The organism is Pseudomonas californiensis (assembly GCF_021147775.1).
Lineage (GTDB): Bacteria > Pseudomonadota > Gammaproteobacteria > Pseudomonadales > Pseudomonadaceae > Aquipseudomonas > Aquipseudomonas californiensis.
On record NZ_JAGTPK010000074.1, the window covers coordinates 1 to 7,131 of the forward strand.

The following is a 7,131-nucleotide window of genomic DNA, read 5'->3' on the forward strand; positions in this document are numbered from 1 at the left end:
ATCGGTGTCCGGATGCTTGTGGAATGAGTGTCCGGATCAGCGTGGAATCAGTGTCCGGATGTCGGTGGAATGGGTGTCCGGATGGTCATGGAATCCCCAGTCTCGATTTGCTTCGCGATGTTGAGTAGGAATGCCTTGTCTCTGAGGACAAGAGCCTGCACTGATGTGCTGATCATGGTTTCCAGCAGTGTCACGGAGTGTGCATACACAAGCTTGCAGGTCATGTGGGCATGTGGGCCATGCTCGCTATGCCTGAGCAGCATGATGGCGCCTCTTAACTCCGATCCGAACTCGATGTATTGCTCGTGGAAAGACTGCCGTTCTAGCCACCTGTACTCAGCTTCCTGATCGTAGGCATCTATCATGTCTGAGTATTCTTGGGCGAGTGCTTGATACGCCTGCGATTCCTCATCTAACTCATCGTGATCCAGGCGATCTCCCGCCCAATCGAGAAATGCTTTCTGTTCAATCTCGAAAATAGAGTCTTTCGTACTGCTCATTACGCTATTCCTTGTTTGTGATCCTTCGAAGTTAGAAACATATCAGCGTTGCTGGAGGTGCATTGCTTGAGAGGAGGGAAGCGCTGTAGACCCAGTCACAAAAGTGTGTGCTTTGCCCGACGCCTGAGCTCATCAATATAGGAAGAATTTGGCGTATGCTCTGGCGCCCATGCTGGCTTGTTGCTAGCCAAGAGACTGGTTGCGCTGTATATGATCAGCGGGCCGCTTTGAGCGATAGAGGGCTCAGATCCGGCGTGCTGCTAGGCTGTGGCCTATAGCGCTAAAGTGGCGTGTGCTTGGGTTGTCCACGGACGCCATCCACGCGTAACCCCCATGATCGATCATATTTCTCTCGTTTATTGAATGACTTCTATGGCGAATTACACCAGGGCCGCCAGTTAGTTGCTTATGCAAGATTGCCTGTTTGGCCACTTGTGGAGGGCGGCCTGGCACTGAATTGGGGGAGAATACACAATTGCAAAATGCTCGGCTGTGCTTGCACGCTGAATCGCCTAGCATGGTGGCTATGTGGCTATGCCTGTATGATCCCCAGCCAACAACCGAGCCGAACGGACGAGTCAATGAAAATGGACAAAATGAGCCGGGATATCAGATCCATCCCGCTCGATCTCATCAAGCTTGATCAGGAAAATGTTCGGTTCGGCAACGACGTCGCGCAAAACCAGCGGGAGGCGATTGATCTCCTCATGGCTGACCCTGAAGATGCCAGGAAGCTGTTAAAGCTTGCTCAGCACATCGCGGAAAATGGGTTCGACCCAACTGAGCTTCAATTAGTCACGCCAGATGGTGCTGGGAGTTTTATCGTTCTCGAAGGCAATCGGCGTCTTACCGCTGTAAAGCTGTTGCAAAAGCCAGATTTGTGCCCCGTTGAAAAGCTCTTCAAGGGCTTCATGACAGCACACAACCAGCTTGGATTCGACTTGCCCCAAGAGCTTCAGTGCAGTGTCGTGAACTCACGTGCTGAAGGCGATATGTGGATCGAGCTGAAACACACCGGTCAGAATAATGGTGTGGGCCGTGTTGGCTGGGACAGCGACATCCGAGACGAGCGGCGTGCGAGGCAAACGGGTGTGGAATCGATTGGCCGACAAGTGAGAAATCTGGTCAAAGATAACCCTCAGGTGTTCAGCTCGAAATCAATCACGGACGTCTACCTGATTCCGGTTACCACTTTAACTCGTTTGTTTTCCTCCGCGCCGGCACAGAAAACGTTCCAACTTCGGGTTGAAAACAAAGAGCTTACGCCGCTCCTTCCTCTGGAATTCATTGCGCCTTCGGTCGAGTTTGCTCTCGATATGTTCGTGAGCGAGGGGTACAACGTCAACGATATCCGTAGCGATGATAATCGCATGAGGTTCGTGACCCATATACCGCCAGAGCTCTTGCCTCAAAAGCTCTTCAGTGGAAGCTTAAGGGCGCCTGCTGCAGGGGCCACACCGTCTCCAAGCGGGCCACTCGTTCCTACAGATCCAGGGGCGGGCTTGTCTCCAGGCCTTCCTCAGTTTCCTGTATCACCACCCGGCGGCGCAGCGGCGCCAAATCCTGAGGGTGGAGTTTCAGGTGCACCGGCTCCAGCTCAACCAGAGGTTCCAGGAAAACCGGGCATTCGCGCAAAACCTCTATCGCGAGCTCGGAAGTTTCTTGTGCCCTGGTCGCTTGATATCCCAAACAATCGAATCAATGCCATTTACCGTGACCTCCGAAAGACTTTGGTGGTCGACGATTGCCCTAACGCTGTGGCGGTGACGTTTCGAGTGTTCTTGGAGGTGAGCTGTGATGACTTCATCCTCCGACAGAATCAGCTCAACGACCCTGTGTTGAGGATCGACACTCAAAGGCCTGTCAAGGACGGGATGGGTGGTGATAAGCTCTCAATGAAGATTCAGTCTATTGCTAAGCACCTCGAATCGAACGGTGGGCTGGCGACTCCCGCTTCCAAAGCTATATTCAAACGCGCTACATCGTTTGACTCCGTAGGCTCTGTTGACCATTTCAACCTCTTTGTTCACAGCTCAGCCAGCGCTCCGGTGCCGTCCGAGCTCAAAGACATTGCAGATGAATACAGGCCTCTGCTTGAATCGATTTGGAACTGAGCATGCTGAAATTTCATATGTCGGCGCTGGCCTTGCGCCATAAGCCAACCCGGTAGGTATTGTTTAGATGGGCGTATCAAAAATTTTTTCCACCCCTTTGCGTTACCCAGGAGGTAAGGGAAAATTTTGCCATTTCATCAAGCAGGTATTCGAGTCGAACGATCTGCTTGATGGGCACTATGCCGAGCCCTACGCAGGTGGAGCGGGCGTAGCTCTAGAGCTGCTTTTCCACGAGTACGCGTCAACGATTCATATCAATGACTTCGATCCAGCTGTTTACGCGTTTTGGGATGCTGCCGTCAATCATACGGACGAACTCTGTAAGATAATCGCCGATACTGATGTAAGTATGGAGAACTGGCATCGATATAAGAAAGTCATGATAAATCCTAACGAGTTCTCTAGCCTGGAATTAGCCATGGCTACCTTTTTCCTTAATCGAACCAATCGTTCGGGAATACTGAAGGCTGGTGTCATCGGCGGTAAGGATCAAGCGGGGAAGTGGAAACTGGACGTTAGGTTTAACAAAGCTGACTTGATCCGACGCATAGACCTGATTGGCAGGTTTAAAAATAGAATTAAAGTTTACAACAAGGACGCTAATCTTTTTTTGGAAGGGGTTCTACCAAATCTTCCCTTGAAATCACTGATCTATCTTGATCCGCCTTACTATGTGAAAGGTTCGGGTCTGTACAGAAATTTTTATAATCACCAAGATCACGTTCAAATCGCTGGTGCGCTCAGCGCTGTAAAACATCCATGGATTGTTTCATACGACAACGTACCTGAGATTAAGGAAATATACTCCGCTTATCGGCAGGATGAATATTTTCTAAGCTACACCGCTCAGCTTAAGAAGAAAGGTTCTGAGGTTATGATTTATGGCCCGTCTATTGTTCCGCCTGCAAATGCGTTTGCTCGTGATGTAGGCTGACGGGTACCTGTCTTAGAAGGTCTGGTGTGGGCAGGTTCTGTACCCGCCTATGCAGCCGTCGTTTTAGGCTTAGAATGCTTCGGGTACTCCCAGGCTCGTATTTATCTTGTTGATCGACTCAATGAAGCTCGACCTGAATTCTTCTCGCCCTTCAAGGTGCTCGCAGTAGTAAGTCACATACTGATTAAATTTAGCACCTTGCTTGTTTGCCCAAGCTTTGCATTTCTTAATGTCTGTGAGTTTTTCGTCAAGCACTGTGGCGGGTTTGAGCGTGATACCAGAAGCTTTGAATGAGTCTAGATAAACAGTCCGTTCTGTCTTGAACTTTATGAAGAATTTGTCGGAGTTCTTAAGGGTCATTATAAAGGCGATAATTCTTCGCTCAAGGGCGACATTGTTTGGGTCGGGCAGGGTTAAGTATAGATCAGGCTGTTTGATTTTCTTTAAAGCAGAGTCTGTGATGTCGGCGTCGAACACGACAATACAGTCTTTCAGTAGGAGCGGAAACTTAGCGCATACTGAAGCAAGGGCTGTAAAAGAAGTGCCGGGATTGTCAGATGAAGGATCCAGTGAGCAGTGGAACTCTACGGCACGTAAGACTTCTTGGGTGCGGATAATTTTTTTTATGAAATGAACTGCAACCTTATCCTCACAGAAGACTTTGATCTTTCTCGCGGCAGCTGCTTCTATAGGGTCTTCAAATGTGAGCTCTTTGTATGCGACGCTGAATGGTGGGTTATGCAAGATTGGATAGTTGCCGTCATCAGCGCTTGAGCTGCTCACAAAGTTGACGACAACATTCTCATTTTTTTGATCTTTCAGGTGCGTCAGATAGATATGGGAAATCAAGTGTAAGGAGTGTGTTGTAATGACTACTTGGATCTTATTCCGCTTCGCCCATTTATAGAGATATTCGAACAGGCGCAGCTGCGCCACAGGGTGCAGAGTGCTTTCGAACTCATCGATGCAGAGTACGCCATTTCCTTCTTTGCTCTTTGAGTCGTGGAGCGACCGCTCAAATCCGATCAGTCTATTGTAGATAGAGCCAAGGTTATCCTCGCCTGAGGATATGGCTGACCAGTCATATTTAATGCTGCTGGTAGTTGGCCCGAAGGTGGTTTTTGTCGTCTTATTGTTCGCCGTGGCGACGATAGGAGTAAAGTCTTCATACTCGGTGCTCGGAAACACTGTTTCATAAAAGTCCTTTAGTCCAGCCGCCTCTGTCGCTGAGAGAGTCACTTTTCGGGAGGAGGACTCCTTTGCATCGGTATCGGCGAGTGGATAAAGCCGCTGCAGGTTAAGGAAGCTGGTATTGTAGTTAAACGTTCCGTCTCCTTTTGCAGAGCCCGATACCACCACACGATGTCGGTTCGTATCCTGGGCGACGTAATAAAAGTTCACTGGCTCCCGCATGATGGACTCGTCGTCTAATTTTAGGACTATATCGTAGCGGTATTTTTCATTGTCATACTTGGGCGAAAGTTTAAAAACTTCGCTCAAGGTTGTTTTCAATGGTCGATCAAAAACGTCTTTGGCTTGACTGTCAAATAGTTGGGCTACCAGGCCCATCATAGAAGTTTTCATTGTTCCATTTCTTCCAGCGAGCAATGTCATGACACTGCCAAGCTGAATTGACTGCTCTTTTATTGAACGGAAATGCTGAATGGATATGCCGAGTATGGAACTAATTTTTGTTTGTTTGTTATCTAGAAGCTTCAGCGTTTTTTTGCTGTTCCCTGCCGGCAAGATATCCATAGGTGACCGCTATTTTTTTGGAAGAAAGGTGTATGTAATGTACCAAGGTTCACACATGGCGCGCCACCGTTGCGCCACTATATTGTTGCGTGATTCTGTAGATGGCTCAGACAGTATGGTGGTCAGCCGAACAAATACGTGCCTGCCTGGCGCACAAGGTGAGTTTCTGGTTGGGAGCTTATGATCGGGATGGCGTCACGGGGTCACGGCTTAAGAGGATGTCAGGACGCTCGGGTAGCCCCTGGAAATGTCCATGCTAGCTGGCCGGTTATTCGGTTCTTTACTCATAGTGAAGCTCACCAAACAGTCCGATCATAAGGTCACCATCCAGGATCTCGAAAGGGAGGGTGACGTACTGGTCAGGATGCCGAGGCAGCGCTTTTCCATCGTGCGGTGCGTTCTTCGTGTAACCTTGAACCTTCTCCCCGTTCTCCTTGATATAGGGAAGCACGACGATCCTGCCATGGTTTTTCGATAGGATCGTTCCTTCGTGCCACAAGGTGTTTCCTTCATCGCTGCTGGACTCGCCACCCGTGTTTTTCACCACCCATCTTGGTACCCCATCGTCCTCATACCAGAACACGAAGCCACCGCAGATCAGCACCCTCTGGCCGCGCATCCTTGCCTCGGCGAGCATTTGTTTGACGCTCGCTAACTGCAGCAGCTGATTGGCTCGGGGTAGTAGGAGTGCGCGTATCTGCGCTTTGGTTCTTCCCCAGTGGTCGGCTCCCGAAAGACCAAACCCTTTGGCTGTCACCTCTCGCAGGCATATCTGGGAGCGTTTTGGAGACAATGCGCCGATCTGTTCCCATGCCTGTTCTTCGTTGCGGCGAAGGCACATGTTGAATCTCGGTATGGCAACTATTTCTAGGTAAGGCGCACGCTCTAGCGCCTCGTGGAGCGGTTGTCGCAAGCTTTCCATCGTATTGTGCAGTTTTAGCTCCTGCATGGCGGGACGGGGCAGATGGGCGTTTCGCTTGATTGCTTCGCGCTCCATGAGCTCTTCTTCCGCGTAGATGCGACGTGCTGCTGTCAGGGCCTTCTCAACTTTCAGGGTCGTCGAGCTCTGAAGCACAGGATCCGATACCGCCTGAACTACCAGTTCACTGGTGCGCCTGTTGAATTCGTCGGCAGTTTCCATGGCCTCCTCGTAGGAGCTGAAAACAGCCGCCCTCGCATGGCCACTGCCGTTATCGTAGAAGTAGCGCTTCCAGGACAACTGAGACTCGGGAAAAAGCTTTAGTGCACGCAGCTGCCACGTCCATCCGATGCCGAATTGCCGGAATGGAAGGACGGCCAAGGTGGGCATTGAGTAGTATGGCATCTGATCTAGGCGCATCGATTCTCCCTGCTGTTTGCGTCTTAGCGCCTGCGGAAGCGCTGAAGCTGATCCTAGGGAGATAGATTCCCCCGACCTCATGGATAGCACATTGCCAGGATGAGTCAATTTCTTGGTTACAGGCCTCGTATTTCGGGGGCTTCAGGAGAAAGGGAGATTTGGGCGGGACTTTAAAAAAACTGGTGGTTTATCCAGTATTAGGGGTTGCGCAGGTAATGTGCAAACGCTATAATGCACATATTCCAAGTTGCTTGGAAGGCGTTACAAGTCATCGTAATGTGCAGGTAAGTGGGGGGACGAGACTGCTGGGCACGCCGTTCAATCTGACTGAAGGCGCTGCTTTGCTAAGCCTTATCGGTCGCCTGACCGGCTATACGCCGCGCTGGTTCACCTATTTCATAGGCGACGCCCACGCCCACGCCCACGCCCACGCCCACGCCACGCCCACGCCCCTGGATCTTATACACATCTGCCGCTGCCGACGAACCA

5 protein-coding genes and 1 pseudogene are annotated in these 7,131 nt (G+C 50.5%); 3 read left to right on the forward strand and 3 right to left on the reverse strand.

The window, feature by feature from the left end; genetic code table 11:
• Positions 1-47 precede the first annotated feature (47 nt).
• The gene (locus KDX37_RS28480) at positions 48-500 is read right to left on the reverse strand and encodes a hypothetical protein (RefSeq protein ID WP_231656534.1); all 453 of its coding nucleotides are present in this window, start codon (positions 498-500) and stop codon (positions 48-50) included.
• Between the two features lie 581 nt (positions 501-1,081).
• Between KDX37_RS28480 and KDX37_RS28485 the strand changes: the two genes are divergently transcribed.
• Both KDX37_RS28485 and KDX37_RS28490 read left to right on the forward strand, forming a co-directional pair.
• Positions 1,082-2,614, forward strand: coding sequence for a ParB/Srx family N-terminal domain-containing protein (locus KDX37_RS28485; RefSeq protein ID WP_231656535.1), 1,533 nt, complete (start codon positions 1,082-1,084; stop codon positions 2,612-2,614).
• Positions 2,615-2,681: 67 nt separating this feature from the next.
• Positions 2,682-3,548, forward strand: coding sequence for a DNA adenine methylase (locus KDX37_RS28490; RefSeq protein WP_231656536.1), 867 nt, complete (start codon positions 2,682-2,684; stop codon positions 3,546-3,548).
• 69 nt (positions 3,549-3,617) lie between these two features.
• Here KDX37_RS28490 and KDX37_RS28495 read toward each other — a convergent pair whose 3' ends face one another.
• Both KDX37_RS28495 and KDX37_RS28500 read right to left on the reverse strand, forming a co-directional pair.
• On the reverse strand, positions 3,618-5,303 hold the full coding sequence (locus KDX37_RS28495) for an AAA family ATPase (RefSeq protein ID WP_231656537.1): 1,686 nt from the start codon (positions 5,301-5,303) through the stop codon (positions 3,618-3,620).
• 280 nt (positions 5,304-5,583) lie between these two features.
• Positions 5,584-6,642: a hypothetical protein gene (locus KDX37_RS28500; RefSeq protein ID WP_231656538.1), complete on the reverse strand. Its 1,059-nt coding sequence runs from the start codon at positions 6,640-6,642 to the stop codon at positions 5,584-5,586.
• 305 nt (positions 6,643-6,947) lie between these two features.
• Here KDX37_RS28500 and KDX37_RS28505 point away from each other — a divergent pair.
• Positions 6,948-7,061, forward strand: a pseudogene (locus KDX37_RS28505) (thymidylate synthase); the annotation flags it as partial.
• Between the last annotated feature and the right edge of the window lie 70 nt (positions 7,062-7,131).

What these genes read in the sequence shown, in the direction of transcription:
- KDX37_RS28480 (WP_231656534.1), bottom strand. Translation starts at nt 500, where the DNA reads ATGAGCAGTACGAAAGACTCTATTTTCGAGATTGAACAGAAAGCATTT.
- KDX37_RS28485 (WP_231656535.1), top strand. Translation starts at nt 1,082, where the DNA reads ATGAAAATGGACAAAATGAGCCGGGATATCAGATCCATCCCGCTCGAT.
- KDX37_RS28490 (WP_231656536.1), top strand. Translation starts at nt 2,682, where the DNA reads ATGGGCGTATCAAAAATTTTTTCCACCCCTTTGCGTTACCCAGGAGGT.
- KDX37_RS28495 (WP_231656537.1), bottom strand. Translation starts at nt 5,303, where the DNA reads ATGGATATCTTGCCGGCAGGGAACAGCAAAAAAACGCTGAAGCTTCTA.
- KDX37_RS28500 (WP_231656538.1), bottom strand. Translation starts at nt 6,642, where the DNA reads ATGCGCCTAGATCAGATGCCATACTACTCAATGCCCACCTTGGCCGTC.